The organism is Microbacterium sp. AC132 (assembly GCF_979258525.1).
On record NZ_OZ409862.1, the window covers coordinates 879,844 to 903,682 of the forward strand.

Annotated in this window: 22 protein-coding genes and 1 tRNA gene; 7 read left to right on the forward strand and 16 right to left on the reverse strand. The window is 68.7% G+C overall.

What is annotated here, in order from left to right:
- The first annotated feature begins 195 nt into the window (after positions 1-195).
- The gene (locus ACZZZQ_RS04130) at positions 196-843 is read left to right on the forward strand and encodes a LysE family translocator (RefSeq protein WP_295101767.1); all 648 of its coding nucleotides are present in this window, start codon (positions 196-198) and stop codon (positions 841-843) included.
- A 9-nt stretch (positions 844-852) separates the two neighbouring features.
- Here the strand turns inward: ACZZZQ_RS04130 and ACZZZQ_RS04135 are convergent, their stop codons facing one another.
- From ACZZZQ_RS04135 to ACZZZQ_RS04150, 4 genes are all read right to left on the reverse strand, one after another.
- Entirely contained in the window at positions 853-1,650 is a 798-nt protein-coding gene (locus ACZZZQ_RS04135; protein ID WP_053098781.1) for a DUF1206 domain-containing protein, read from the reverse strand.
- A gap of 67 nt (positions 1,651-1,717) precedes the next feature.
- Complete coding sequence (locus ACZZZQ_RS04140; RefSeq protein ID WP_400340256.1) at positions 1,718-2,350, reverse strand: GyrI-like domain-containing protein; 633 nt, start codon at positions 2,348-2,350, stop codon at positions 1,718-1,720.
- A gap of 108 nt (positions 2,351-2,458) precedes the next feature.
- Positions 2,459-3,322, reverse strand: coding sequence for an AraC family transcriptional regulator (locus ACZZZQ_RS04145; RefSeq protein ID WP_463506951.1), 864 nt, complete (start codon positions 3,320-3,322; stop codon positions 2,459-2,461).
- A gap of 89 nt (positions 3,323-3,411) precedes the next feature.
- Positions 3,412-4,581: an ROK family protein gene (locus ACZZZQ_RS04150; protein WP_463506952.1), complete on the reverse strand. Its 1,170-nt coding sequence runs from the start codon at positions 4,579-4,581 to the stop codon at positions 3,412-3,414.
- 86 nt (positions 4,582-4,667) lie between these two features.
- On the opposite strand from ACZZZQ_RS04150, the gene xylA reads away from it, so the two are divergent.
- On the forward strand, positions 4,668-5,855 hold the full coding sequence (gene xylA / locus ACZZZQ_RS04155) for a xylose isomerase (RefSeq protein WP_463506953.1): 1,188 nt from the start codon (positions 4,668-4,670) through the stop codon (positions 5,853-5,855).
- A gap of 5 nt (positions 5,856-5,860) precedes the next feature.
- Positions 5,861-7,147 carry a xylulokinase gene (xylB, locus tag ACZZZQ_RS04160; RefSeq protein ID WP_463506954.1) on the forward strand — a complete coding sequence of 429 codons (1,287 nt, stop codon included), beginning with the start codon at positions 5,861-5,863 and terminating at the stop codon, positions 7,145-7,147.
- Positions 7,148-7,283: 136 nt separating this feature from the next.
- Here the strand turns inward: xylB and ACZZZQ_RS04165 are convergent, their stop codons facing one another.
- The 3 genes from ACZZZQ_RS04165 to ACZZZQ_RS04175 are packed head-to-tail and all read right to left on the reverse strand — an operon-like array spanning position 7,284 to position 10,199.
- A complete protein-coding gene (locus ACZZZQ_RS04165) occupies positions 7,284-8,345 on the reverse strand; it encodes a Gfo/Idh/MocA family protein (protein WP_463506955.1) in 1,062 nt (353 codons plus the stop codon).
- A 19-nt stretch (positions 8,346-8,364) separates the two neighbouring features.
- Complete coding sequence (locus tag ACZZZQ_RS04170) at positions 8,365-9,072, reverse strand: cupin domain-containing protein (protein ID WP_463506956.1); 708 nt, start codon at positions 9,070-9,072, stop codon at positions 8,365-8,367.
- Positions 9,069-10,199, reverse strand: a complete 1,131-nt coding sequence (locus ACZZZQ_RS04175; protein WP_463506957.1) for a Gfo/Idh/MocA family protein — start codon at positions 10,197-10,199, stop codon at positions 9,069-9,071. The genes ACZZZQ_RS04170 and ACZZZQ_RS04175 overlap by 4 nt, the downstream gene beginning before the upstream one ends.
- A gap of 99 nt (positions 10,200-10,298) precedes the next feature.
- Here ACZZZQ_RS04175 and ACZZZQ_RS04180 point away from each other — a divergent pair, with 99 nt between their 5' ends.
- From ACZZZQ_RS04180 to ACZZZQ_RS04190, 3 genes are read left to right on the forward strand one after another with little or no spacing between them, the layout of a single operon-like run.
- A complete protein-coding gene (locus ACZZZQ_RS04180) occupies positions 10,299-11,282 on the forward strand; it encodes a LacI family DNA-binding transcriptional regulator (protein ID WP_053098772.1) in 984 nt (327 codons plus the stop codon).
- Positions 11,283-11,304: 22 nt separating this feature from the next.
- Entirely contained in the window at positions 11,305-12,240 is a 936-nt protein-coding gene (locus ACZZZQ_RS04185; protein WP_463506958.1) for an NAD(P)-dependent oxidoreductase, read from the forward strand.
- 39 nt (positions 12,241-12,279) lie between these two features.
- On the forward strand, positions 12,280-12,675 hold the full coding sequence (locus tag ACZZZQ_RS04190; protein WP_053098770.1) for a VOC family protein: 396 nt from the start codon (positions 12,280-12,282) through the stop codon (positions 12,673-12,675).
- Positions 12,676-12,684: 9 nt separating this feature from the next.
- Here ACZZZQ_RS04190 and ACZZZQ_RS04195 read toward each other — a convergent pair whose 3' ends face one another.
- From ACZZZQ_RS04195 to ACZZZQ_RS04205, 3 genes are all read right to left on the reverse strand, one after another.
- Positions 12,685-13,659 carry an NAD-dependent epimerase/dehydratase family protein gene (locus ACZZZQ_RS04195; protein WP_463506959.1) on the reverse strand — a complete coding sequence of 325 codons (975 nt, stop codon included), beginning with the start codon at positions 13,657-13,659 and terminating at the stop codon, positions 12,685-12,687.
- A gap of 38 nt (positions 13,660-13,697) precedes the next feature.
- The gene (locus ACZZZQ_RS04200; protein WP_463506960.1) at positions 13,698-14,354 is read right to left on the reverse strand and encodes a GntR family transcriptional regulator; all 657 of its coding nucleotides are present in this window, start codon (positions 14,352-14,354) and stop codon (positions 13,698-13,700) included.
- 99 nt (positions 14,355-14,453) lie between these two features.
- Entirely contained in the window at positions 14,454-15,494 is a 1,041-nt protein-coding gene (locus tag ACZZZQ_RS04205) for an aldo/keto reductase (protein WP_463506961.1), read from the reverse strand.
- Positions 15,495-15,722: 228 nt separating this feature from the next.
- Here ACZZZQ_RS04205 and ACZZZQ_RS04210 point away from each other — a divergent pair, with 228 nt between their 5' ends.
- The gene (locus ACZZZQ_RS04210; protein WP_463506962.1) at positions 15,723-18,347 is read left to right on the forward strand and encodes an excinuclease ABC subunit UvrA; all 2,625 of its coding nucleotides are present in this window, start codon (positions 15,723-15,725) and stop codon (positions 18,345-18,347) included.
- 37 nt (positions 18,348-18,384) lie between these two features.
- Here ACZZZQ_RS04210 and ACZZZQ_RS04215 read toward each other — a convergent pair.
- From ACZZZQ_RS04215 to ACZZZQ_RS04240, 6 genes are all read right to left on the reverse strand, one after another.
- Positions 18,385-18,473: transfer RNA gene (locus ACZZZQ_RS04215), tRNA-Ser, on the reverse strand.
- Positions 18,474-18,676: 203 nt separating this feature from the next.
- Positions 18,677-19,678 carry a LacI family DNA-binding transcriptional regulator gene (locus tag ACZZZQ_RS04220; RefSeq protein WP_463506963.1) on the reverse strand — a complete coding sequence of 334 codons (1,002 nt, stop codon included), beginning with the start codon at positions 19,676-19,678 and terminating at the stop codon, positions 18,677-18,679.
- 42 nt (positions 19,679-19,720) lie between these two features.
- Positions 19,721-20,398 carry a hypothetical protein gene (locus ACZZZQ_RS04225; RefSeq protein WP_463506964.1) on the reverse strand — a complete coding sequence of 226 codons (678 nt, stop codon included), beginning with the start codon at positions 20,396-20,398 and terminating at the stop codon, positions 19,721-19,723.
- Positions 20,399-20,400: 2 nt separating this feature from the next.
- Positions 20,401-21,342, reverse strand: a complete 942-nt coding sequence (locus ACZZZQ_RS04230) for a carbohydrate ABC transporter permease (RefSeq protein ID WP_053098764.1) — start codon at positions 21,340-21,342, stop codon at positions 20,401-20,403.
- Positions 21,339-22,340: a carbohydrate ABC transporter permease gene (locus tag ACZZZQ_RS04235; RefSeq protein WP_053098763.1), complete on the reverse strand. Its 1,002-nt coding sequence runs from the start codon at positions 22,338-22,340 to the stop codon at positions 21,339-21,341. The genes ACZZZQ_RS04230 and ACZZZQ_RS04235 overlap by 4 nt, the downstream gene beginning before the upstream one ends.
- A gap of 67 nt (positions 22,341-22,407) precedes the next feature.
- The gene (locus ACZZZQ_RS04240; RefSeq protein ID WP_053098762.1) at positions 22,408-23,703 is read right to left on the reverse strand and encodes an ABC transporter substrate-binding protein; all 1,296 of its coding nucleotides are present in this window, start codon (positions 23,701-23,703) and stop codon (positions 22,408-22,410) included.
- Between the last annotated feature and the right edge of the window lie 136 nt (positions 23,704-23,839).

Sequence of the window (23,839 nt, forward strand, 5' to 3'; positions counted from 1 at the left end):
CGGCATGCCCTCGACCCGCCGGATACGGCGGAGCGCGAGAGGCGGATGCCTGTCCCCGAAAGTCGTGTGTGTCCCCAGTGCGAGACAGGACGCAGAAGCCGCCCGTCACATACCCAGACCCCGGCGCGGACTTTTTATGACGGGCGCGGGAGAAAACTTTTCGGGGGCCTCTTCGGGCTGCCCTAAGCTCGCACCATGTTCAGCGCCGAGACCCTCGCGACCTTCGTCGTGGCCGCGTTCGTCATGGTCGTGATCCCCGGACCGACAGTGCTGTTCACGATCGGCCGGGCGATGGCCCTGGGGAGACTGGGCGGGTTCCTCAGCATCCTGGGCACGGCGCTCGGCTCGATCCTGCTCGTCGTCGCCGTCGCCTTGGGCGTCGGCACCGTCGTGGCGCAGTCGATCGTGCTGTTCACGATCGTGAAGGTGCTGGGCGCCGGCTACCTCGTGTTCCTCGGCGTCCAGGCCATCCGGCATCGAAAAGATGCCGCGGCCACGGTGACAGGACCTGTGGCGCGGCGATCAGGCGTGCGTCTGCTCGGTGAGGGGTTCGTCGTCGGGGTCACCAACCCCAAGTCGATCGCCTTCTTCCTGGCGATCCTTCCTCAGTTCGTCGACCTGCACGCAGGGTCGGTGCCGATGCAGCTCTTCGTGCTCGGCACGATCGTCGTCGCGATCGGAGTGGCCTGCGATGCGATCTGGGTGCTGCTGGCGAGCGCCGCGCGCGAATGGTTCGGACGCTCTCCGCGACGCATCGAGGCGATGGGCGCCACCGGCGGCCTGCTCATGATCGGGCTCGGCGCGTTCCTCCTGCTGTGGAACGACAAGCCTGCGAACGCCTGAGGCCGAGACTCACATACGCGCGAAGCGGGCGCGGACCATCGAGAAGACGCCGTAGATCGCGAGTCCGACCCCGACGAGCCAGAGGATCGCTCGGCCCAGGGGCAGGTCGACGAGGCTCCGCAGAGCCGCGTCGAGACCAGCGGCCTTCTGCGGATCCTGCGTCCACGCGGCCACCACGAAGAGCGCACCGGTGACCGCGATCGCGATTCCCTTGGCGATGTAGCCGGCGACCCCGAGGGCGATGATCCCGGGCCGCGACGGGCCCGTCGGGACATCCATCGTCTTCTCGAAGCCCCGAGTGAATCCGATGACGATGAATCCGATGCCGACACCCGCGACGGTCAGACCGAGAAGGATGAGCGCCACGATGCCACCCGGCGCCGAGAGCACGACGGCGCTGAGCGCCCGAGAGGTGTCTTCGGATTCGACGTGCCCGCCGAAGGCGAAGATCAGGGCCAAGCCGGCGATCACGAGGTACGCGCCCGCGATGCCGATCAGCTTGATCCTCATCCCCCACTTCCTGGTCTCCTTGCCGCCGGTGAGGAGACCGCTGGCGACCTGCCAGACCGCGAGCGCGATCAGGGCCACCGCGATCACGCCGAGGACCAGCCCGCCGACGGGAGTCGAACGGATCTGCTCCATCGCGCCGTCCTGATCGGCGTCTCCACCGCCGCCGCTGGCGATCGACACGGCGATCGCCCCGATGATGATGTGCACGAGGCCGATCACCACGAATCCCGCCCGCGCCACGCGCCGGAAGGCATCGGAACGCTGCGCCGTGCGCGCGGCACCCTTCGCTGAGGTCATCCGAGCAGGATATCTGTCGGCGCGAAGACGTCGGAGGGGGTTGCGTCGGTGCCGAGAGCCGCCCTCGTCAGGTCGCCCTCTCGACGGGTTGGCGCAGGATCGTCCGGAGCTTCGCCGGTTCGACCCGTCGGACATCGCTGAGGTAGATCTCGTGGTGCAGGCCCGTCATCGACAGGCCGTTCTCGGGGATGAATCGATGGTGCAGCTCGTCGAGCACCGGGGCCTCGTCGTCGTAGGAGCCGACATGGAGCGTCTGCACGCTGAGCCCTTCGTCGAGGGTCTCGAGACGCACGGAGCGGAGGGCGGGTGCAGGCTGCTTCTTCTTCGCCAGCTTCGCCTCGACCGTGTCGACCGCGTGGTCGAACATCTCCGGGGCGATGTGGTCGGGCACCATGATCAGGAGAGTCCACCGCCACGCCGATTTGTCGCGGCGCGATGTGAACGACTCCATGTCAGGCGCGTGCCACTGCCCCTCGAGCGGCATCACGACCGTGTCGATCCCGAGCTGCTCCCTGCTCGCGAACTTGAGCGCGTAGGCGATCGGGAAGAGTGCGGACACTGCGTCCTGGTATGCCTGGGCGGTGTTGGGATCGCCCGCCCCGTCGACCATCAGATACTGCATCGAGGGAACATCGAGGATGCGGAACTCCCCGTGCTTCGCCTGATAGGCGTCGAGGGTCTTCTTCGGGTCGAGCGCCATCGCGGGTCCTCTCACGGCGGAATCGGCATCCGACCGTCGGCACAGTGTCGCACGGGCGACGGACGTCAGGGTGGTCGGCGCGCATCCGCGCCGACCACCCTGACGCGCTCAGGCGGGCTCGACCGCGAGCCACAGCTCGCAGGACGCGTGCGTCCCGGTGAACTCGAGGTACCGGACGATCGAGGGCGCGGGCCGCAGCCGCCACGGATTCGACGGGAACCACTCCGTCGCCGTCGCGGCCCACAGTGCCTGGAGGGTCTCCGGGAACGGACCCGTGGCGGCGAAGACCGCCCAGGCGCCCGCCTCGACCCTCACGACATCGAGATCGTCGGGCACCGAGGTGGTCGGCCGCACGGAGACTCCGTGCAGGTAGGTGAGCTCGGTGCCCTCCGGCGCATCCTGAGCGATGTCCCCCGTGATGGCCAGGATTCCCTCGGGCTGCGCATCGCTCAGCGCCTTGAGGCGAGCATGCTCCTCCGGGGCGATCGAGGAGATGTGCGCCTGGATGTGCGGATTGGTGCCCTCGTGGAGGAGCGGCACTCGTGCGGCATGGCCGACGAGGACGAGCTCGGGGGTGGTGGTGATGGTGACGTGCATCGGGGTGCTCCCTTCGACGCTCAGGCGGAACCGAAGCGTGGGTTGTGTGCGGAGAGGACCCCCGTCTCGGCGCGCATCGACCGGGCTGATCCCGTGCACGGCGCGGAACGCCCGGCCGAACGCCTCGATCGAGCCGTACCCGTGTCGCACGGCGACGTCGAGCACGTTCGGGGCGCCGGCGGCGAGTTCTGCGCCGGCCAGCGTCATCCGCCGACGGCGGACGTATTCCGACAGCGGCATCCCCGCCAGAGCCGAGAACATCCGGCGCAGGTGGTACTCCGTCGTGCCGTGCACGCGAGCGAACCCGGCGACGTCGATCTCGTCGCCGGTGCCCGCCTCGACGAGATCGACCAGTGCGTTGAGCGTTCCGATCATGAGGTCCTCCTTTCCCCACCATCGTGCGGCCCGAGGGCGATCTGCGACCCGACTTTCCGTGTCGGATCCGATCGATCGCCTCTCGGAGGTCAGCTCCGCTCGCCCGGATCGGCGAGCAGGTCGGCGAATGCCAGCTCGGCCGCGCCGATCAGCAGCCTGTCAGCGCCGAGAGCGGCCGGGCGGATCTCGAGCGCCTCGGCGCTCTCCGACATCGCGAGCGCCGTCACATCGTCGACGATCTGATCCGCCCGCAGATCGGCGAGGGTGGCGAGGAATCCGCCCAGCACCACGAGAGCAGGATTGAGCACGTTCACGGCATTGGCCAGCGCGCTCGCGAGCACATGCGCCTGACGCGTGATCTCGGCGGCCACCACCGGCGAGTCGGATTCGGAGAGCTCGGCGGCGAGCGTCTCATCGTCGGCCGAGTCGAGGCCGACCGCATCGAGAAGCAGCCGGCGGCTCACCTCGGCCTCGAGCACACCGTCGCGAGTGCGGCGGTCGGCGTCTGCCGAGATCCGGGGCCTGTTCTGACCGAACTCCCCCGCGTACCCACCCGCCCCGGCGACCGGCCTCCCGTGGATGATCAGTCCGCCTCCGATACCCGACGCACCTCCGTTCAGGTAGACCACGTCGTCGATCCCCCGGCCGGCGCCGTAGCGGTGCTCGGCGATGGCTCCGAGCGTGGCGTCGTTGTCGACGAAAGCCGCAGACGCCGTCGCCGAACGGACGAGATCGGCGAGCGGCACATCGGTCCAGCCGAGATGAGGCGCATTACGCACGACACCGTCGGATGTTCGCACGAGGCCGGGGACCGCGACACCGATCGCCGCGATCCGTGCCGCGGCGAGCGCCCCTTCGCGCCAGGCGACGATGCGCTCGGCGATCGTCGACACCACCGCATCCGGCGTCGGAACGGTCTCGTTCGGCAGTCGCTCGCGCAGGACGATGCTGCGGTCGAGGCCGATCGCAGCGATCTCGATCGCGTCGACCTCAGGGTTCACCGCGATGGCGACGACGCGAGCCGACGCCGTCACGACCGGTGAGGGACGCCCCACACGGCCGGGTACGTCGGGTATGCGCTCGTCGACGAGACCGCGTCTGACGAGCTCTGCGACGAGGTCGGCGATCGTCGAGCGGTTGAGCCCGGTCTGCTCGGTCAGCGCGGCTCTCGACTGCGCGCCGTTCTCGTGCACGAGCCGCAGGAGGAGGGCGAGGTTGTGCGGGCGGGTGCCCAGCGCGGGGCTCGGCTGCGTCGGCATCCCTTCACTGTAGGGGGTGGACGCACCTTCTGTCATGAGATATGTTGTGAATCACAACTTATTCGATGACCTGCACAGGAGCAGCCATGACCACCCCCACCCGTGACGACAAGTTCTCCTTCGGCCTGTGGACCGTCGGCTACAACGGCGCCGACCCGTTCGGCGGCCCCACGCGCCCGGCGCTCGACGTGGTGCACGCCGTCGAGAAGCTCGCCGAGCTCGGCGCGTACGGCCTGACCTTCCACGACGACGACCTGTTCGCCTTCGGCTCGACCGATGCCGAGCGCCAGACTCAGATCGACCGTCTGAAGGGAGCGCTCTCCGACACCGGCCTCGTCGTGCCGATGGTCACCACCAACCTCTTCAGCGCGCCGATCTTCAAGGACGGCGGTTTCACCTCGAACGACCGCGACGTGCGCCGCTATGCGCTCCGCAAGGTGTTCCGTCAGCTCGATCTCGGTGCCGAGCTCGGGGCCAAGACCTTCGTCATGTGGGGTGGCCGCGAGGGTGCCGAGTACGACTCCGCCAAGGACATCCGCCAGGCGCTCGAGCGCTACCGCGAGGCCGTCAACCTGCTCGGCGACTACGTCACCGACAAGGGCTACGACATCCGCTTCGCGATCGAGCCGAAGCCCAACGAGCCGCGCGGCGACATCCTGCTGCCGACGCTGGGCCACGCCATCGCCTTCATCGACTCGCTCGAGCGCCCTGAGCTCGTCGGCGTGAACCCCGAGGTCGGGCACGAGCAGATGGCAGGACTCAACTTCACCGCGGGCATCGCTCAGGCGCTGTTCCACGGCAAGCTCTTCCACATCGATCTCAACGGCCAGCGCGGCATCAAGTACGACCAGGACCTCGTCTTCGGACACGGCGACCTGCACAACGCCTTCTCGCTCGTCGATCTGCTCGAGAACGGCGGCCCCGGTGGAGTGCCCGCCTACGACGGCCCCCGTCACTTCGACTACAAGCCGAGCCGCACCGAAGACGAGAAGGGCGTGTGGGAGTCGGCCGCCGCGAACATGCGCACGTACCTGCTGCTCAAGGAGCGGGCGGCCGCATTCCGCGCCGACCCCGAGGTGCAGGAGGCGCTCGCCGCCGCCCGCGTCGAAGAGCTCTCGACGCCGACCCTCAACCCCGGAGAGAGCTACGACGACTTCCTCGCCGATCGCTCGGCATACGAGGACTTCGACGCGAACTCGTACTTCGGCGGCAAGGGCTTCGGGTTCGTCCGGCTGCAGCAGCTCGCGACCGAGCACCTGCTCGGCGCTCGCTGATCGTCATGCCACTGGTTCTCGGGGTCGACTCGTCGACCCAGTCGTGCAAGGTCGTCGTCGTCGACACGTCGACCGGGGCGGTCGTCCGCTCCGGTCGCGCGTCGCACCCGGAGGGGACGTCGGTCGACCCCGAAGCCTGGTGGCAGGCGCTGAACGCCGCGATCGCGGAGGCGGGGTCGCTCGACGACATCGCCGCGTGGTCGATCGGCGGGCAGCAGCACGGCCTCGTCGCGCTCGACGAGTCGGGCGCGGTGATCCGCGACGCGCTGCTGTGGAACGACACACGTTCCGCGGGTGCGGCGCACGATCTGATCGGCGAGTTCGGTGCGTCCGAACTCGCCGACCGCACCGGCCTCGTGCCCGTCGCCTCGTTCACGATCACCAAGCTGCGCTGGCTGCGCGACCACGAACCGGAGAACGCGGCACGGGTCGCCGCCGTCGCTCTGCCGCACGACTGGCTGACGTGGCGTCTACGCGGGTTCGGACCCGACAACCCCGCGCTCGACGAGCTGGTGACCGATCGGTCCGACGCCTCCGGCACCGGATACTGGAACCCGTCGACGGGCGACTATGACCGCGAGCTGCTGGTGGCGGCGCTCGGCCATGACGCGATCCTCCCCCGGGTGCTCGCCCACGACGAGTGGGTGACGGATGCCGACGACCGGCGCGTCGGTGCGGGAGCGGGTGACAACGCGGCCGCCGCGCTCGGACTCGGCGCCGTGCCAGGTGATGTGGTCGTGTCGATCGGCACCTCGGGCACGGTCTGCGCCATCAGCACCACTCCTCTGAGTGACCCGACCGGGACCGTCGCGGGCTTCGCCGATGCCTCGGGCAACTTCCTGCCTCTCGTCGCCACGCTCAACGCCGCGCGGGTGGTCGATGTGACCGCTGCGCTGCTCGGGGTCACGCACAGCGAGTTCAGCGACCTCGCGCTGCGGGCCGCCCCCGGCGCGGGCGGCCTCACTCTGCTCCCCTACTTCGAGGGCGAGCGCACCCCGAATCTGCCGGATGCCACGGCCTCCCTCTCGGGGATGACACTCGCCTCGACGACGAGGGAGAACCTCGCCCGCGCCGCCGTCGAGGGGATGCTCCGAGGACTCGGCGCCGGGCTCGATGCACTGCGCGATCTCGGCATCCCGCTCGAACGCGCCCTGCTGATCGGCGGCGGAGCGCAGTCGGAGGCCGTGCGTCGCATCGCGCCGGAGATCCTCGGCCTGCCGGTCGAGGTGCCCGAGCCCGGCGAGTACGTCGCGCTCGGCGCCGCCCGGCAGGCATCACAGCTCGTCGGCTGATCCCGCCGGAACGCACCCCGTCGGGAGGAGATCTCCTTGCCGGGAGGACGAATTCGCCGCATCCGTCCTCCCGAACCGCAGTTCTCCTCCCGAGCGGGCGACCGAACGACCGAGCACACGAGCGAGGCGGATGCCGTCAGCCGGCCAGCACCCTGGCGTCCCGCTGGGCGATGATGCTCAGCTCCGCCGCAGCGAAGGCGTGCGCCTGCGTCATCGCGTGCTCGGTGCGGTCGATGCAGTCGCGGATCAGCTGACCGAAGAACGGGAACCCCGTCTTCCCTGTCGCGTCGAAGCGGAACTGTCCGTCCTGATCGACGAGCAGCACCTGTCCGCCGCCGTTGTCGGTCGTGATGTCGGTGTACTTGCGCAATTCGATGTATCCGTCGGTGCCGAGCAGCACGGTGCGACCGTCGCCGAAGACGTCGAGCCCCGCCGGGGTGAACCAGTCGACGCGCACGTAGCCGGTGGTGCCGTTGTCGAGCACGACGTGGGCGTCTCCGAAGTCCTGCAGGCCCGGAGTGTCGGGGTGCGCGTAGTTGGCGACGGTCGAGCTCACGATCTCGCCGGTCGTCGCGCCCGTGTAGTACAGCATCTGCTCGAAGTTGTGACTGCCGATGTCGCAGATGATGCCGCCGTACTGCTCGGGGTCGTAGAACCAGTCGGGCCGCCCCGTGCCGATGCGATGGGGGCCGAATGACGCGACCTGCAGCACGGTGCCGATCGCGCCCCGGTCGATCAGCTGGCCGGCGAGGATCGCCGCCTCGGAATGCACGCGCTCGCCGTAGTACACGGCGAACTTCCGCCCGGTGCGCTCGACGGCCTCTCGAGCGGCATCGAGGTCGTGCATCGTCGTGATGGCGGGTTTGTCGGCGAAGAAGTCCTTGCCCGCGTCGAGCACGCGCACGCCGAGTGGAGCCCGCCGATTCGCGATCGATGCACTGGCGACGAGCCGCACCTCCGAGTCGTCGAGCACCTCCTGCTCGCTCGCGGCGGCACGCGCCTGCGGGAAGCGTTCGAGGAAGTCGGCGATCTTCACCGGGTCCTCATCGAAGACCAGCGAAAGGGTCGCGCCGGCCTCGATCAGCTGCTCGACCATGCCGACGATGTGACCGTGATCCAGTCCGATCGCGGCGAAGACGAACTCGCCGGGTGCGACGACAGGTTCGGGGAGCGGATCGAAGGTGTAGGTGCGGGTCATCGCCGGGTCTCCTCGTGGTTCATGTCATAGGTGCGCAGGCGTCCGCACATGCCGAATCCGCGGTCTCCCCCGAGGGTACGGCTTCGTGCACGCGAGCATCGGCCAGGTGCGCCACCGAACCGGATGCCACGGCATCGGCGAGCGCCACCGAGCGCTCGGCCTGAGCCAGCGGACCCTGGCGCACGAGGTCGCCCCACGCCTCGGCGCGGTGGCGTACGAGCACACCGGCGGCGGCATGGAACGCGCGGAGCGCGCCGTGATCACCACCCGAGACGGCATCCCGCAGCGTCTCGAATCCCGTCACGGCGAGATCGCGTCGTCGGGCCGCTCGCTCGGCGCGTTCATCTGCATCGTCTCCGAGCGAGGCCGCCGCCGCATACGCGTCGGGGTCGCCCACGATCTCGGCGGGGAACGTCATGACCGCATCACCCGCCTCGGGGAGTCCGGCGTCGCTCATCAGCACGACGACCCGCAGGTCGCCGCCGTTCACGGCACGGTGGATGGTGCCAGGGGTGAACCAGACGACGGACCCCGACCTCAGCGGGGTCTCATGGAACCCGGCGGCGTCGATCGTCTGCAGGGCTCCCTCACCGGAGATCACGACATAGGCCTCGGTCGAGACGAGGTGCATGTGAGGGCTGCCGCCGCAGATGCCGTCCGGCGCGGCATCCGGGTAGACGTCGAGGTGCGACAGCGATGTGCCGCCGGGGAACGAGGATGCGGTCACGATGCCGCCTCCACGAGCGACGCGGTCTTCTCGAAGAAGTGCGGGGCGTTCGCCACCAGCTGTCCCGCCCGATAGTAGGGATCGGACGCCGTGATCGGCAGCGAGACGAACTGGCGCTCGAAGCCGGACTTGTAGATCGCGGTCACCACCTCGACCGCATCGCGGCCGTCCTGTCCGCCGGCGATCGGGACTCTCCCCTCACGGATCGCGCTGAGCAGGTCGCCGATCTGGCCCTCATGCCCGAGGTGGGCGAGCGGGGCACGGCCGGCGACGAGCTCCTCGATGCGTGCGACGACATCGGGGTCGCCGCCGTCAGCGGGAAATCCGTCGCGTCGGGACTGCTCGGCGACGACGGAGAACGGCTGGGACACCCGGGCGTTCGCCCCCTGGATCACGATCGCCTGCTCCTCCCCGTGGTGCACCACGGAGCTGGTCAGCTGCGCGAGCCCCCGTTCGTAGCGGAAGACGGCGACCGAGAGATCCTCGACTTCGGCGTTGTCGTGCTGCGCGTTGGCGAGCATGGCCGTGATCTCGGCCGGGCGTCCGAGCAGCCACAACAGCAGGTCGATGTGGTGGATGGCGTGGTTCAGCGTGCAGCCGCCCCCCTCTTTCTCCCAAGTGCCGCGCCACCAGAGGTCGTAGTACGGCAGCCCACGCCACCACGCCGAGTCGACCCGGACGTGCGAGATCGATCCGAGCAGACCCGAGTCGACGACCTCCTTCAGCGCGGCGAGATCGTCGCGGAATCGGCTCTGCGCGACGACGGACAGCACACGGCCCGAACGCTCCTGCGCGGCGAGCATCGCATCGCACTCCTGGAGGGACGGAGCCATGGGCTTCTCGACCAGCACGTGGATGCCGGCATCGAGCGCAGCGGTCGCGAGCGAGGCGTGCGTCGACGGCGGGGTCGCGATGCTCACCAGGTCGACGAGACCCGAGGCGATCATCGCGAGCGGATCATCGAACGTCGCCGCCCGCGTGAGCCCGAACGCCTCGGCCTTCTGCGCGGCCCGCCCGGGGATGACGTCTGCGAGCGCGGCGATCTCGCAGTCGCCCGCGAAGGCGAGGTATCCGCTGATGTGCGCGTCGGCGATCCCGCCGGTGCCGATGATGCCGACCCTGAGCATTCGCTGCCTCCCCGATGAGGTGTTACTACGTATTACTAAGACGTAGTAGATACTATCGAGACAGACACCCGCCACGTCAAGCCCGGAAAGGAGGATGCCGTGGAGAAACGCCCGACCAGCCACGACGTCGCCCACCTCGCCGGGGTCTCGCAGTCCACCGTCTCTTTCGTCTTCACCGGGCGGCCGGGGATCTCCGAGGCGACGCGCGAGCGGGTGCTTCGCGCAGCATCCGAGCTGAACTACCGACCCAACCTGGCCGCCCGGTCCATGCGCACCCAGCGCACCGGCCGCCTCGCCGTCGTCGTGCCGATCGCCACGATGAATCCGCTCACTCTGCTCTCCGGCGCGATCTCCGCCGCGCGCGAGGCAGGCTACGTCGTGGAGGTGGTGAGCCTGCCCGAGGAGGCGACCGCGCGCGACGATCGCCTCGCCGATCTCATCGGGTCGGGGCAGTACGAGGGCGTGCTCGCGTTCACGCCGCTGCCCGCCACCGACTCCCCCGCCGACGGCCCCGTCGTGCTCTCGGTCGGCGAGTTCGACGACGCGATGCACATGACCGGCGCATTCACCGATTCGCGACCCATCACCGAGATGATCGAACGCCTCGCGGCACAGGGACATCGGAGATTCGTGCATCTGGCCGGCCCCGACGACTTCCCGTCGGCACGAGCCCGTCGCGCGGCCTACCTCGAAGCGATCGAGCGTCTCGGACTCGAGTCGCTCGGTGTGTTCGGAGAGGAATGGAGCGGCAGCGCCGGTGAGGCCGCCGTCGACAGGCTGCCCGCAGACGCACCGCCGCTCGCCGTGATCGCCGCCAACGACGTGATCGCGACCGGAGCCATCCGAGCGGCGACACGACGCGGATGGACGCTGCCCGACGACGTCGCCGTCACGGGGTGGGACGATCACCCCCAGAGCGCGTTCCTCGTGCCGTCGCTGACGAGCGTGTCGCAGGACCGCGAGAGACTGGGCGCCTACTCGATGCACCGTCTGATCGCAGCCGTCCGCGGCGGCGATGAGCCGATGAAGCCCGACGGTCTGCTGACCGTCATCTGGCGCGAGTCGACCGATTCTCCCCACTGACCGCCGAGACCTGGAGGCGCACATGAAGATCCTGATCCCGAACACCATCGAGCTGCCGGTGACCGCAGACGTCGAGACCGTCGTCTACGACATCGACGCCGAGATTCCCGCCGAGCACCGTGACGCCGAAGCGCTCGTCGTCTGGCACAACTCCTCGTCGTGGCTCCGGGAAGCCGCCCGCGCACTGCCCCGCCTGCGTCTCGTCCAGGCCCTCGCCTCCGGCGCGGATGCGGTTCTCAACGCCGGGTTCGGCGCCGACGTGCGCATCTGCTCCGGTCGCTCGCTGCATGACGGACCCGTCGCCGAGCATGCGCTGACCCTGATCCTGAGCGCCGTTCGACGTCTCGACCGGCTGCGCGACGCGCAGCGCGAGCACGTCTGGGACGAGGCGTTCAACGAGGAGCAGAGCGCCGCACCCACTCGCGCGCTCTACACGCTGTCCGGCGCGCGCGTGACCATCTGGGGATTCGGTTCGATCGCCTCGACGCTCGCGCCGTTCCTCACCGCACTCGGCGCGGAGGTGCAGGGCATCGCCCGCACCGCCGGAGAGCGATCCGGGTATCGGGTGCACTCGGATGCCGATGCAGCCGCCGTGCTGGCTGACACCGACGTGCTCGTCTCGATCCTGCCCGCCACCGACGAGACCGCCGACCTGTTCGACGCCGAGCTCTTCTTCGCGCTCAAGCCAGGCGCGGTGTTCGTGAACGTCGGTCGTGGTGTGACCGTCGACGAGGCTGCGCTGATCGCGGCGCTGGAGTCGGGACAGCTGCGCGCCGCGGCGATCGATGTCGCGAAGTCCGAGCCGCTTCCGGCATCCGACGTGCTGTGGGACGCACCGAACCTGCTCATCACCCCTCACATCGCCGGCAACCGTCCGGTCGGAGCGGCACGCCTGGTCGACCAGAATGTGACCCGCCTCCTCGCGGGCGATGATCTCCTCAACCAGGTGCACCCCTAGGGTCTGGACACCGCGGGGCGAGCGGCGCATGCTGAGGGCATGACCGCCTTTCAGACCACACACGCGTTCAGCGGGTTCAGCGTCGACGACATCGACGCCGCCCGCTCCTTCTACGGCGACACCCTCGGCATGGACGTCACCACCAATGCCATGGGGTTCCTCGACATCAGCCTGCCCGACGGCGGATCGATCCTCGTCTACGGCAAGCCGAACCATGAGCCCGCGAGCTTCACGATCCTGAACTTCCCGGTGGACGACGTCGAAGCAGCCGTCGACGAGCTCAACGAGCGGGGCGTCGTGACCAAGATCTACGACGACTCGGAGTTCGCCACCGATGAGAAGGGCATCCTGCGAGGCGGTCCCGATCGAGGGCCCGACATCGCCTGGTTCACGGACCCCGCCGGCAACGTCCTCGCCGTGCTCGCCGCCGGCTGAGCGCCGCTCTCAGGCGAGGAGCGAGTCGAAGAGCTCGTTCACGGCCGGGTCGACTCGCTGCAGCTCGGGATGCGCGTCGTGCCAGTCGATGATCTCGCGCGCCGCGGTGTGCAGTGGCACGAGCGGGGCGAAGTCCGGCACGAGGCGGCGGACCTTGGTGTTGTCGAAGACGACGGAGTGCGCCATGTCACCCGTGAGCTGCCCGGCGCGGTCGGGTGCGGCATCCTCGATCGCCGCACTCGTGGCGTACCGGATCTTCGGCTCTGCTCCCGCCGCGCGACCGAGGATCGCGTAGATCTCGTTCCAGGTGTAGACGAAGTCGCTCGTGATCTGGAAGGTGTCGCCGTTGGCGAGCGGGTTGCCGAGCAGCCCCGCGAAGCCGACCGCGAAGTCGCTCGAGTGCGTGAGCGTCCACAGCGACGTGCCGTCGCCGTGGACGATGATCTCCTCACCCCGGCGGATGCGGTCGATCGCCGTCCACCCTCCGAACGCCGGGATCGTCCACTTGTCGTAGGTGTGCGAAGGCCGCAGCACCGTGACCGGGAATCCGCGATCCCGGTACGCGGCGGTCAGCAGGTCCTCGCAGGCGATCTTGTCGCGCGAGTACTGCCAGTACGGATTGCGCAGCGGTGTGGACTCGGTGATCGGAAGACGAGAGACCGGCTTCTGGTAGGCGGATGCCGAACTGATGAAGACGTACTGTCCCGTCCGGCCCTCGAAGCGCTCGATGTCCCGCTGCACCTGATCCGGCGTGAAGGCGATCATGTCGGCGACGACATCGAACTCACGACCGGCGAGGGCGGCGTCGACCGCTGCTGCATCCGACACATCCGCCGTCAGCACCTCGACGCCGTCAGCGGGCTCGCGCTGCGACTGTCCGCGATTCAGCAGAGTGACCTCCATCCCCCGGGACGCCGCGAGCGCACTCGCCGCCGAGGAGATGATTCCGGTTCCACCGATGAACAGCACCGTCGTCGCAGTCATGCATCCGACTCTAGCGACGGGTCAGGCGGGGAGGCCGCCTAGGCGAGGTGCTCGAAGAGCGCGCGGACGGCCCCTTCGACGGCATCCGGATCTTCCGCACGGATCGCGTGGGCGACGGCTTCGGCCGCAGCGACCAGCCCGGGTGTCGCGTCGTCTCCGGGTACAGTCTCGGAGAACTGCAGCGCGCATTGAGCGAGGATCGTGGCCTCGACCAGGTGCATCGCCTGTCGCGGATGCCGCACGAGATCGTCGACGGCGGTGAGGAACGCGATGGCCGCGGCGTCGCGGTCGGCTGCGGCCTGCGCGCGACCGATCTCCTCGGCATACGCCGCGAGATCGGAGCGGACGCCTTCCGCGGCCGTGGGCAGCGCCGTGCGGAGCGCCGTCCCCGCGAGCACGCCGGCGTAGCTGATGACGGCACGCGACTCGCGTGCGGTGAGGTCCGCGACCTTGGTGTAGCGCGCGGGAGTGACCTCGACCAGTCCGATGTCACGCAGCCGGATGATCGCTTCGCGAATCGGGTTGAGCGACATGTCGAGCTCTCGGGCGAAGCGCATCGTGTTGAGCGTGTCGCCCGACCGATAGTCCCCCCGCAGGATCGCCCCGAGGATGTGCTGGAAGGCAAGTTCGGGCAGCGGCACGGCACCGCGATGGGTCCAGTGGTGCGTCCGTGGATCCGCGTGGGCGATGGTCATTGGTGCTCCCCAGGTCCGTTGTGTACGCCCCCTGTGACAGGGGCCCCCACTAGACAGACTCGCTGCCGCCCGGAATATTACGCAGCGCCAGGGAAAAAGTCAGACGACGCTGGCGCCGGGCGCCGCAGCGAACTCCTCGAGAGCGGTGACGACGTCGTCGGAGAGCTCGACCTGGCTGGCCGCCACCGCGTCGTCGATCTGGCCCGTGCGCGATGCTCCGATGATCGCGGTGGTCACCACGGAGTCCCGCAGCACCCACGCCACGGCGAGCTGGGGAATCGAGAGGCCCGCGTCCTTCGCGACGCGGTCGATGCCGCGGATGCGCTCGAGGTAACTGTCGGTGAGCGCGGACCCGTTCAGGAAATGGCTGTTCGCGGCACGCGAGTCGGCCGGGACGTCACCGTCGATGTACTTGCCGGTGAGCAGGCCCTGCGCGAGCGGCGAGAACACGGCGCTGCCGATCTCCAGCTCACGCAGCGCCGGGAACAGCTCGGCCTCGGGAGTGCGGTCGAACAGCGAGTACCGCGGCTGGTGCAGCAGCAGCCTCACGCCCTGATCCGCGAGCAGCTGATACGCGCGACGCGCCAGCTCGGCCGGGTAGTTCGAGATGCCCACGTACAGCGCCTTGCCGCTGCGCACGATGTCGGCGAGCGCCGTGACCGTCTCCTCCAGCGGGGTCTCGGGGTCGGGGCGGTGCGAGTAGAACACGTCGACGTAGTCGGTGTCCATGCGCTGCAGACTCTGCTCGAGCGAGCGCATGAGGTACTTGCGCGATCCGCCGTCGCCGAACGGCCCCGGCCACATGTCGTAGCCGGCCTTGGTCGTGACGAACAGCTCGTCTCGGTAGCGGGCGAGCCCGCTGTCGAGAACGGCCCCGAACGTCGACTCGGCGGACCCGTACGGCGGACCGTAGTTGTTCGCGAGGTCGATGTGCACGACACCGCGGTCGAACGCGTGCAGCACGATCTCGCGCTGACTGTCGAAGGTGCGGTCGCGACCGAAGTTCTGCCAGAGTCCGAGCGACACCTTCGGCAGCTTCACCCCGCTGGAGCCTGCGCGCTGGAACGGCACGTCGGTGTAGCGGGTGGCCGCAGCCTCGTAGGCATGCGTCAGGCGGGGGTCATCGGCGGCGATGGGCATGAGGGACGCTCCTGGATCCGAGGCGGGAAGAGCTTCAGGATAGCGCTTTCTCGCACAGCGGGACCAGGACTCCGATGCATGCTGCGCCGGCATACGGGCGTCCGCGCTCGCAGGCCCGACCGACCGCTGTCAACCACACCGACGAAGTCCGACGGTCGGGGTAGCGTGACGGAGAGACGGCGATCATCGCATTCACCCCCGCTCCCCGCGGGAAACGAGAAGAGGTCCATGATGGGCGGGACCCCACCGTCGAAGCTGTCCGGCACGTCGAACGCCATCGTCGTGACCGGAGCACGGGTGCACAATCTTCGCGACGTGAGCGTCGCGATACCCCGCGACGCCCTCGTGGCCTTCACCGGCGTCTCCGGCTCGGGCAAGAGCTCCCTCGCATTCGGCACGTTGTACGCCGAGGCGCAGCGTCGGTACTTCGAGTCGGTGGCGCCCTACGCGAGGCGCCTGATGAGCCAGGTCGACATCCCCGACGTCGACGCCATCGGCGGGCTGCCTCCGGCGGTGGCCCTCCCCCAGCAGCGCACCGCGGGAAGCGCTCGATCGACCGTCGGCAGCGCCACGTCGATCGGCAACGTCATCCGCATGCTGTTCTCGCGAGTGGGCACATACCCCAGTGGGGCGGAGCCGCTGTTCGCCGAGGACTTCTCCGCGAACACCGTGCAGGGCGCGTGCCCGCGCTGCCACGGGATCGGGCAGGTGTACGACGTGCCGCTGCACCTCATGGTCCCCGACGAGTCGCTGTCGATCCGCGACCGTGCGCTCGACGCCTGGCCGCGCGCCTGGCACGGCAAGCAGCTCATCGACAGCCTGATATCGCTCGGCTACGACATCGACATCCCGTGGCGCGATCTGCCTGAGAAGCAGCGTCAGTGGGTGCTCTACACCGAGGAGTCGCCTCAGGTTCCGGTGTTCACCGACCGCGGCCCGGCGCAGGTGCGCAAAGCCGTCGCGGCCGGCATCGAGCCCTCGTACATGAGCACGTTCGTCGGCGTGAGGCAGTACGTGCTCAACACCTTCGCCAACTCGAAGAGCGCGAAGATGCGCGAGAAGGCGGCGAGCTTCATGGTCAGCGTCCGCTGCCCGATGTGCGACGGACGCCGCCTGAAGCCCGAGGCGCTCGCCGTGACGTTCGCCGGTCTCGACATCACCGAGATGGCCGCGATGCCACTCGCGGACCTCGAGGCACTCCTCGAGACGGCACTCGACTCCTCCGGCAACGGAACGGATGCCCCCGGCGCCGGTGGCGAAGCGCTCCCACCCGAGAAGAAGCTCGCGGCGCATCGGCTGGTCGACGAGCTGCGCGATCGGATCTCCCCCATCATCGAGCTCGGTCTGGGCTACCTCTCGCTGGATCGCTCGACCCCGACGCTCTCGTCGGGTGAGCTGCAGCGTATGCGGCTCGCGACCCAGGTGCTGTCACAGCTGTTCGGGGTCATGTTCGTGCTCGACGAGCCGTCTGCCGGCCTCCACCCCGCCGACGGCGAAGCGCTCGTGCGCATCCTCCGCTCGTTGCAAGACTCCGGAAACACGGTCTTCTTCGTCGAGCACTCCCTCGACGTGATCCGGCATGCGGACTGGATCGTCGACATCGGCCCCGGAGCGGGATCCACCGGCGGTGAGGTCGTCTATTCCGGCCCGATCGACGGGCTGCGGGACGCGGAACGCTCCCAGACGAGACGATATCTGTTCGCCGACGACCTGCGGGCCGAGCAGCCGACGGCACAGCCGCGGGCCCCTCGCGAGCCCGATGCCGAACTCGTGCTCGTCGACGTCTCGCGGAACAATCTCCGCAGCGTCTCGGTGTCGATCCCCCTCGGCTGCCTCACCGCCGTCACGGGCGTCTCCGGTTCGGGCAAGTCGTCTCTCGTCACCCAGGCCCTGCCCGACCTGCTGCAGAGCAGCCTCTCCAGCGAGGTGGACGGCTCGTCGACCGACACGTCGACGAGGGAAGAGCAGGGCAGCGCAGCAGCTGATCCGCTGTTCTCCGCACCGATCGCCCACACGACGGGTCGCGCCTCCGGCCCCGCCGACCGCGTGCGACGCGTGGTGCAGGTCAGTCAGAAGCCGATCGGCCGCACCTCTCGATCGAACGTGGCGACGTACACCGGGCTCTTCGACCGCGTCCGCGCGCTGTTCGCCGCGACACCGGAAGCACGTCGGAGGCGCTACGCCGCGAGCCGCTTCTCGTTCAACCTGGCGAGCGGGCGATGCCCCACCTGCAAGGGCGAGGGCACGGTCGAGGTCGAGCTGCTCTTCCTCCCCACCGTCCACGCCCCCTGCGGCACCTGCGGCGGCACGCGCTACAACCCGGAGACCCTCGAGATCGAGCTCCACGGGCACACCATCGCCGACGTCCTCGCCCTGAGCGTGAAGGACGCGCGTGTCCTCTTCGAGGACGATGCCGACGTCGCGCGACACCTCGATGCCCTCCTCGACGTGGGGCTCGGGTATCTGCCGCTGGGCCAGTCGGCGACCGAGCTCTCCGGCGGCGAGGCGCAGCGCGTGAAGCTGGCGTCCGAACTGCGGCGCGCCCAGCACGGCGACACCCTCTACCTGCTCGATGAGCCCACCTCAGGACTGCATCCGTCGGACACCGATCGGCTGCTCGTCCATCTTCAGCATCTCGTCGACGCCGGCAACACGGTCGTGATGGTCGAGCACGACATGCGCGTGGTCGCACAGGCCGACTGGGTGATCGACATGGGACCGGGAGCCGGAGAGCTCGGCGGCACTGTCGTGGCGCAGGGAACTCCGCGTTCCGTCGCCTCCGCGAGCGGAAGCACCACGGCGTCGTACCTCGCGGATGCCATCGCGGCTCAGGAACTCGGAGTCAGCGCCTGAGAACAGAAAATCCCTGCCGAGGCAGGGATTCTTTCTGCGGAGACGAGGGGATTTGAACCCCTGGTCCCCGTGAGGGGACTCCACCTTAGCAGGGTGGTGCACTCGGCCGGACTATGCGACGTCTCCAGGCATCCGAACCGTGAAGAGCGGATGCACCTTGCAATCATAACGGGTTCCCGTGGCTGGAACGAATCGGGGCTCAGGGTCCTCGGCCGGGCCGCCTGCAGGACGAAAGCACATCTGCAGGACGAGACCCGACGGATGCTCCCGCATCCGTGCTCCGGTCATGCACACGGCACGGGTGACGGCGCGTGACCCCAGACGATCCCTCAGCCGGCGCTCGATTCGCGCACCACGAGTTCGGGCTGGAACCGCACGCGACGGTCGTGCTCGACGCCGTCGAGCTCCTTCAGCAGCAGATCCACCCCGGTCCAGCCGAGCAGCCTGGCCGGCTGGCGCACGGAGCTCAGCGGCACGACGGTCGCCGAGGCGAAGTCGATGTCGTCATAGCCGACCATGGTGATGTCCTGGGGCACACGGATGCCGGAGCCGAAGCTGAACGCCTGCAGCAGCCCGACGGCGAGCAGGTCGTTCGCGGCGAAGACGGCATCCGGGCGCGATTCAGGCCCACGCGCCGCGATGGCCTCGCCCGCAGCCCTGCCCTGGAGCACCGTGAGCGCGGACTGCTCGAAGATCTCGAGAGTGACATCGGGGTGAGCGGCGACGGCCGCCTGCACGCCGCGCAGACGATCGGCGACCTGCTGCACCGACTGCGGTCCTCCGACGAATGCCAGCCGGCGACGTCCCGAAGCCAGCAGGTGATCGGCAGCCAGGCGTCCGCCTTCGACGTCATCGACCGAGACCGACGGCAGCAGCCCCTCCTCCACCTCGCGGTCGACGAGGATCACCGGCATGCCGCCCGCGGCGAATCGATGCACGGCCGAGAGGTCGTCGGTGGCGGGTGTGAGCAGCACGCCGTTGACCCGCTGCTCCTGGAAGAGCTCGAGGTGCGCGACCTGGCGCTCGTCTCGCTCGTCGCTGTTGCCGAGCAGCACCGTCATGCCGGCATCCGCTGCCCGGTCCTCCGCGCCGCGCACGACCTCGGCGAAGAACGGGTTGCCGATGTCGGGCACCACGAGTCCGATGCTGCGGCTGCGACCCGCGCGCAGCTGCCTGGCGGCGTCGTTGCGCACGAAGCCGAGTTCCTGGATCACCCGCTGCACGCGCTCGACCGTCTTGGCGGACACGCGCTCGGGCTGATTGAGCACGTTCGAGACGGTGCCGACCGAGACGCCGGCCGCAGCCGCCACGTCCTTCACCCCTACCGCCATGGCCTGCCTCCGTCCGTCCGCGCGTGCGCCACGACTACCTTCTCATTCCGCGGGGTGAACTCCGCGCCGACGACGCCCCGGAACCGCGACGACGGCGAGCGCCGCGCAGCCGATGCCCGCGATGAACAGGGGCGCGAGCGCCCAGGTCACGACGCCGGTGAAGACGGCCGCGGCCGCGATGTACGCGGCTCCGGCGGCATCCGCTGTGATCATCCCCGGCACCGCGCGGACCGCGGCGGTCCACCCGGTCGTCGGCGACCAGGCGCCGGCGGCGAGCAGCACGGCGACCGCGAGAGCGAGCAGCCCCGCCCAGCCGATGACCGCGATGATCTCGCCACCGGGCAGTGCGCCCGAGCCCGCGAGCACGACGTCGACCGTGAGCACGGCGGCGATCAGCGCCGCCGGCACCCCGACGCGGAGGGAGGGCAGGATGCCGGTGCGCACGTCGTCCCAGAACAGGGCCGTGCGCGAGTCCTCCGCGGCGACGAAGCGACGCAGGTGACGGATGCCGGCGGCCAGGGCGATCGGCAGCGTGACGACGCCGAGGGCGATGATCGTCATCAGCAGCCCGACCGTGAGCACCTCTCCGAACAGACCGAACTTGGCGGTCGCTCCGGGGTTGACCCCGGGCTCGACACCGGCGACCGTGGGGCCGGCGCCCGACCGCGCCTCGCGCTTCGCCGCCCGGTGCGCCCGACGCTCTGCGTTGATGACCGACATGACTAGCCCTTCAGTCCCTGCGTGGCGACTCCGTCGACGAGGAAGCGCTGGAAGACCACGAAGAACAGCAGCACCGGCACGAGCGCCACGAACGACGCCGTGACCGTCGCGCCGTAGTCGGACGACGAGGTCTGGTCGTTGTAGAGGCGCAGCGCGATCGGCAGCGGGTAGTTCTCGGGGCTCGTCAGGTAGAGCAGCGGGCCGAGGAAGTCGTTCCACGCCCAGATGAACGAGAAGATCGCGCAGGTGATCAGGGCGGGCTTGATGAGCGGCAGGATGATCGACCAGAAGATCCGCAGGTGGCCTGCTCCGTCGATGCGCGCCGCTTCATCCATGTCCCGGGGCATCTGGCGGATGAACTGCACGAGAAGGAAGACGAAGAACGCCTCGGTGGCGAGGAACTTCGGCAGGATCAGCGGGATGAAGGTGTCGACCCATCCGAGCTGGTTGAAGATGATGTACTGCGGGATGATCACGACGTGGAACGGCAGCAGCAGCGTGCCGATCATCGCGGCGAACAGCACGCCGAGTCCCTTGAACTGCACTCGTGCGAAGGCGTAGGCGGCGAGCGCCGACGAGAGCACCGTGCCGACGACGGCCGAGACCGCGAGGATCAGCGAGTTCAGGAAGAAGCGCCACATCGGCACTCCGGCGATGCCCTCCATGACCTTGCCGTAGTTGTCGAGCGTCGGCGCCTGCGGCAGCAGACCGGGGTTCTGACCGAACTCGGAGTTCGGCTTGAACGTCGACAGGAACAGCCACAGCAGCGGGTAGAGCACCACCGCGGTGAGCACGAGGAGACCGATGAACCAGATGACGGTCTGCCAGGTCTTGCGCTTGATGCGGCGACGCGGGGCGGGCGGACCGACGGGCGTCGTCTGCTGCGCGGCGAAGACCGGAGTGGATGCGGCGCCGGACGTGGTCGCCTGATTGGAGGTGCTCATTTGTCGTCTCCCGAGTAGTGCACCCACGACCTCTGAGTGCGGAAGAGGATGAAGGCGATGATCGCGACGACGACGAGCAGGACCCACGCGATCGCGGCCGCGTAGCCCATCTGTCCGTCGGAGAACCCTCGCTTGTACAGGTACACGGTGATGAAGTTCGTCATGCCGGCGGGGCCGCCGGTGCCGTTCGAGATGATGTACGCCGAGGCGAACACCTGGAACGCGCCGATGAGACCGAGCAGCAGGTTGAAGAACATCACCGGGGAGAGCATCGGGATCGTCACCGCGCGGAACCGACGGTAGGCGTTCGCGCCGTCCATTTCCGCGGCCTCGTACAGCTCCTTGGGGATCTGCTTGAGACCCGCGAGGAAGATCACCATCGTGGCTCCGAACTGCCAGACGGCGAGCAGGATCATCATCGGGAGCACGAGGCTCGGGTTGCCGATCCATCCGCCGAGATCGACGCCGAAGATCTGCAGACCGCTGTCGACCGGACCGTCGGAGGAGAACATGGCCCGCCACACGATGGCGACCGAGACCGAGCCGCCGATGAGCGACGGCGCGTAGAAGGCGGAGCGGAAGAAGCCTGCGCCCTTGTCGCGGTAGTTCAGGAGCATCGCGACGCCGAGAGCGGCCGCGAGGGTGATCGGAGTGCCGATGAAGACGTAGACGAGCGTGATCTGCGCCGACTGGATGAAGTTCGGGTCGCTCGTGAAGAGTCGGATGTAGTTGTCCAGCCCGATCCACTTGGGCGGCTGGAAGATGTTGTACTTCGTGAAGGAGAGGTACAGGGAGTAGATCATCGGCACGGCGGTGAGACCGAAGAAGCCGATGAGCCACGGGGTGAGGAACGCATAGCCGGTCGCCGTCTCACGCCGCAGACGTGCGCGCTGGCCCGGCCGCGCGAGTTCGTTCTCGGGGCGGCGGCCGCTGCGCAGCGCCCGCCCTCGCCCGGACTTCTTGCCCGTGACGATCGTCCTGGTCGCCGTCGTGCTCATGACAGCTCCTTCCGAAGTGGATGGGATGCGGTGGGCCGGGCGGATGCCACCCGGCCCACCGACGGGATCACTGGTTGAGGACGACGTCCATCTCGGAGAAGAACTGCGTCACGGCCTCGTCGACCGTCGTGGTGCCGAAGTTCAGCTCGGTGCCCAGCACCCGGAACTTCTCCTCGAGGGTGCCGTAGCCGACGATCGGCACGGGCGGGGCGTCGCCGAGGCGGTCGGCGATCGACTCCTCGTAGTCCTTGACGAGCTGGCTCATGGGATCGAGCTCTGCGGCCTCGAGAGCGGTCTCGGATGCGGGGAGGCCACGGTTGGTGCCGAAGATCTCGCCGGACTCGGGCGAGTTGACCAGGAAGTTGACGAGCGTCGCCGCCGCCTCCGGGTGCTCGGTCTTGGCCGAGATCGTGTGCAGCATCGAGGGCTTCAGGTACAGATCCTTCGCGCCCTCCTTCGTGACCGGCGGGGCGACGAGGCCGAGCTCGGTGTAGCTCTCGCCGAGGTTGGCGAGGTAGCCCGCACCGAAGTTGTCCCACGTCAGCTCGCTGGCGTTCTTCGCGGCGTCGAACGCGGTGAGGGGGTTGAGCTCCTCGACGACCTGCTGCGGAACGACGACTCCGTCGCGGATGTCGTCTCCGGCCTCCCAGAACTCCTTCAGACGGTCTTCGTCGAAGCCGGGCGTGCCGTCTTCGTCGAACAGGTTCTTGCCCTCGCTGCGCAGCTGCAGCTCGAAGTTCTGGATGCGCCCCGTCCAGTCGGACCCGCCCCAGAACTCACCCGCGCCGGCATCGGTGATCTCGCCCATCCACTCGTCGTAGTCCTCCCAGTCGCCCCCGGGGAACTCCTCGACGCCTGCGGTCTCGAGCAGCTGGGGGTTGGTGAAGACGCCCCACGCGTTGGTCGAGGTGGTGATGCCGTAGGTCGTGTCATCGACGACGCCGATGCCGAGGATGTTCTCGGAGAGCGGCTCGGTGTCGATGACCGAGCCGAGGTAGGGCTCGAGGTCGAGCAGCAGGCCGTTCTCCGAGTACTGACGCAGGTACGAGTAGTCGAACTGCATGACGTCGGGGAGTCCGCCGCCGGCGGCCTCGGTCTGGCGCTTCTCCCAGAACTCCGGGAACCCGAGGAACGTCGCGTTCACCGTGATGTTCGGGTACTCCTCGTTGAACGCCTCGATCGCCTGGTTGTAGAGATCGGCGCGGACGTCGTTGCCCCAGAACGCCAGGTCGAGCGTGACCTTCTCGTCGGGGTCGTACGTGGGCTCGCCCTCGGGGCTGCCTCCGCCGGCGCAGCCGGCGAGTACCAGCGCTGCGCTGGTGGCGACGGCCGCTGCGGCCGCCAGACGCTTCTTGCTGAACATCGTTGTCCTCTCTGATGAACGTCCTCGTTCGGCAGGGCCGCGGAACGCCTGTGTCCATGTGGTGCGGGATGCGATCTCCATCGTGCGGGGAAAACGCTTACCTGCACGCTAATCCAGATTGAAACGTTTCGCAACC

What these genes read in the sequence shown, in the direction of transcription:
- ACZZZQ_RS04175 (WP_463506957.1), bottom strand. Translation starts at nt 10,199, where the DNA reads ATGCTCAGGGTCGGCATCATCGGCACCGGCGGGATCGCCGACGCGCAC.
- ACZZZQ_RS04235 (WP_053098763.1), bottom strand. Translation starts at nt 22,340, where the DNA reads ATGAGCACGACGGCGACCAGGACGATCGTCACGGGCAAGAAGTCCGGG.
- ACZZZQ_RS04230 (WP_053098764.1), bottom strand. Translation starts at nt 21,342, where the DNA reads ATGAGCACCTCCAATCAGGCGACCACGTCCGGCGCCGCATCCACTCCG.
- ACZZZQ_RS04220 (WP_463506963.1), bottom strand. Translation starts at nt 19,678, where the DNA reads ATGGCGGTAGGGGTGAAGGACGTGGCGGCTGCGGCCGGCGTCTCGGTC.
- ACZZZQ_RS04165 (WP_463506955.1), bottom strand. Translation starts at nt 8,345, where the DNA reads ATGACCCGCACCTACACCTTCGATCCGCTCCCCGAACCTGTCGTCGCA.
- ACZZZQ_RS04200 (WP_463506960.1), bottom strand. Translation starts at nt 14,354, where the DNA reads ATGACCATCGCCCACGCGGATCCACGGACGCACCACTGGACCCATCGC.
- ACZZZQ_RS04135 (WP_053098781.1), bottom strand. Translation starts at nt 1,650, where the DNA reads ATGACCTCAGCGAAGGGTGCCGCGCGCACGGCGCAGCGTTCCGATGCC.
- ACZZZQ_RS04240 (WP_053098762.1), bottom strand. Translation starts at nt 23,703, where the DNA reads ATGTTCAGCAAGAAGCGTCTGGCGGCCGCAGCGGCCGTCGCCACCAGC.
- ACZZZQ_RS04185 (WP_463506958.1), top strand. Translation starts at nt 11,305, where the DNA reads ATGAAGATCCTGATCCCGAACACCATCGAGCTGCCGGTGACCGCAGAC.
- ACZZZQ_RS04205 (WP_463506961.1), bottom strand. Translation starts at nt 15,494, where the DNA reads ATGCCCATCGCCGCCGATGACCCCCGCCTGACGCATGCCTACGAGGCT.
- ACZZZQ_RS04195 (WP_463506959.1), bottom strand. Translation starts at nt 13,659, where the DNA reads ATGACTGCGACGACGGTGCTGTTCATCGGTGGAACCGGAATCATCTCC.
- ACZZZQ_RS04140 (WP_400340256.1), bottom strand. Translation starts at nt 2,350, where the DNA reads ATGGCGCTCGACCCGAAGAAGACCCTCGACGCCTATCAGGCGAAGCAC.
- ACZZZQ_RS04190 (WP_053098770.1), top strand. Translation starts at nt 12,280, where the DNA reads ATGACCGCCTTTCAGACCACACACGCGTTCAGCGGGTTCAGCGTCGAC.
- ACZZZQ_RS04130 (WP_295101767.1), top strand. Translation starts at nt 196, where the DNA reads ATGTTCAGCGCCGAGACCCTCGCGACCTTCGTCGTGGCCGCGTTCGTC.
- ACZZZQ_RS04150 (WP_463506952.1), bottom strand. Translation starts at nt 4,581, where the DNA reads ATGCCGACGCAGCCGAGCCCCGCGCTGGGCACCCGCCCGCACAACCTC.
- ACZZZQ_RS04145 (WP_463506951.1), bottom strand. Translation starts at nt 3,322, where the DNA reads ATGATCGGAACGCTCAACGCACTGGTCGATCTCGTCGAGGCGGGCACC.
- xylA (WP_463506953.1), top strand. Translation starts at nt 4,668, where the DNA reads ATGACCACCCCCACCCGTGACGACAAGTTCTCCTTCGGCCTGTGGACC.
- xylB (WP_463506954.1), top strand. Translation starts at nt 5,861, where the DNA reads ATGCCACTGGTTCTCGGGGTCGACTCGTCGACCCAGTCGTGCAAGGTC.
- ACZZZQ_RS04210 (WP_463506962.1), top strand. Translation starts at nt 15,723, where the DNA reads ATGATGGGCGGGACCCCACCGTCGAAGCTGTCCGGCACGTCGAACGCC.
- ACZZZQ_RS04225 (WP_463506964.1), bottom strand. Translation starts at nt 20,398, where the DNA reads ATGTCGGTCATCAACGCAGAGCGTCGGGCGCACCGGGCGGCGAAGCGC.